The 2202-nt window shown below is 58.9% G+C and carries 1 protein-coding gene; it reads right to left on the bottom strand.

Going from position 1 to position 2202, the window contains the following annotated elements; genetic code table 11:
• The coding region (locus tag RR51_RS28320) for an immunoglobulin-like domain-containing protein (RefSeq protein WP_039615464.1) at window positions 1–2202 on the bottom strand (2202 nt) is incomplete at both ends.

The following is a 2202-nucleotide window of genomic DNA, read 5'->3' as shown; positions in this document are numbered from 1 at the left end:
GCCCGAGATGTCGGTGATCTTGTTGGTCAGGTCCAGATTAGTGTTGTAGGCATTGTCTGGCGCGGTGAAGGGCACCGACGCCGACGACTCACCCACCGGAATGGTAATGGTCTGACCGTTGGCCAATTTCACCACCAGGTCAGAACCGGTGACCTTGTGGTTGACCGACGCGGTGTAGGTCACCACACCACCCTCGACCACGCTTTGCGTGGCCGTCAAGGTCACGGTGGTAGTGTCGATGGTATCGGTGACTTTGGTCACGGCCGCCTTGCTGCTGACATCCAGCTTCTCGAAATTGCCACCCGTGGCATCGGCGATGGTCACGCTGAGGTCTTTGGCATCGATGTACACATCGTCGCCTGGGGCGTCGACGATGATCGAAGCTTCCTTCTGGCCTGCCGCGATGGTGATGGTTTCGCCGTTGCTCAGTTTGATGACCAAGTCAGTGCCGGCCTTGTTGGTCAAGGTGGCGGTGTAGGTGATCGTGCCACCTTCGGCCACTGTCGGTGTGGCAGAAAGCGTCAGGCAGGTAATATCCTCTGAGCCTGGGCCATCAGTAACCGTTGTGCTGACTTCCGATTTGTCCAGGGTCAGCTTTTCAAACTTCCAGGCATCTGCACCGCTGACCGAGTCGATCGCATTTACTACAGGCTGAGCACCTACATAGACATCATTAGGCGCGGTAACGGTGATCGAGCCGGTGTTGCTGTTGGCCGGCACCACAACAACGGTCTTGCCGTCGCTGAGGGTGAAGTACAGCGGCGAGTGGTTGTTGATCGGCAGGCCGTCTTGGCTGGTCAGCGTGACGGTATAGGTAATTTCGCCACCCTCGGTGACGGAATCGGTAGCCGTCAGCTTGGCCACTACTTCGTTGATGGTGTCAGTCACTCCCACCGACGCGGCTCCGCCAAATTGCAGATTCTCGAAGGTGCTGCCTGCGGTATCGGTCGCCGACTTGAGGCCAACACTGATAGTGCCGGCGTCCTGGTAAACGTCGTCGCCCTGTACGGCATGGGTGTACTGCGCACTGGTTTCTCCCGCCTTGATCGTGACCTGGGCATCGTTGCTCAAGGTCACGACAAGATCGTGCGCCAGCACGGTGTTGACCTTCACGGTAAAGGTCGGGTTCTGGTTCTCGAGGACCGATACCTGGTCGGCCTCGATGCTAACCCACACAAGGTCACCACCAGAGCCTGGGGTGCCGGATTCATCAGTCACGGTGGTAGTGACCTCGGTTTTGTCCAAGGTCAGTTTCTCGAACTTCCATACATCAGCACCGCTGACCGAATCGATCGCATTGACTACCGGTGGATTGGCGCCCATGTAGACGTTGTCCGGCGCGGCAACGGTTATCGAACCGGTTGTACTGTTGGCCGGTACCTCAATAACGGTCTTGCCATCGCTGAGAGTGAAATACAGCGGCGACTGGATGTTGAGCGGCAGTCCATCCTTGCTGGTCAGCGTGACGGTGTAGGTAATTTCGCCACCTTCGGTTACGGACTCGGTAGCGGTCAGTTTGGCGACGACTTCACTGATGGTGTCCGAGATCTCAACGGTGGCCGGGCCTCCGAACGCCAGCTTCTCGAAGGTGGCACCCGAGACGGTGGCATCTGTCACGCTGAGCGTGACGGAGCCGGCATCCTGGATGACATCATCGCCTTGGGCTGCGGTCTTGTATTCCACTTCGGTCTTGCCGGCCTCAATGGTCACGGTGTCGCCGTTCGACAGAGTAACTGTCAACGGACGGTCCAGTGCCTGGCTTACCTTCACAGTAAAGGACGGCTGCTGGTCCTCTGTCACGTTGCCATTACTGACGATGCTTACGGTGACGGTATCGATACTGTCATTGATGACAGTCGATGCAGGCGTCGGGTCTGGCGTCAGCTGTTCGAAGTTGCCGCCGGTCGCACCGGTAATCGTGGTGCTGACAGTCGAGCCGTTGTTATAGACGTCGTTCGCCGGGGTCTCGAAGTCGACACTGCCCTGGGTCTTGCCGGCTTCCACGGTGATGGTCTGGCCGTTGGACAGGGTCACGGTCACCGGAGTCTGGGCCGGGTTGCTCAGGGTTACGGTGTAGGTGATCACGCCGCCTTCGGTCACCGACGGAGTGGCCGTCAGGGTCGCGGTGGTGGTGTCGACCGAGTCGTTGATCGTGGTCTGCGCCGGGGTCGGGTTCGGCGTCAGTTGCTCGAAGTTGCCGCC

This window comes from Pseudomonas sp. C5pp (assembly GCF_000814065.1).
Lineage (GTDB): Bacteria > Pseudomonadota > Gammaproteobacteria > Pseudomonadales > Pseudomonadaceae > Aquipseudomonas > Aquipseudomonas asiatica.
Note: the sequence above shows the minus strand (reverse complement) of the source record. Positions and strands in the feature narration are given on the sequence as shown.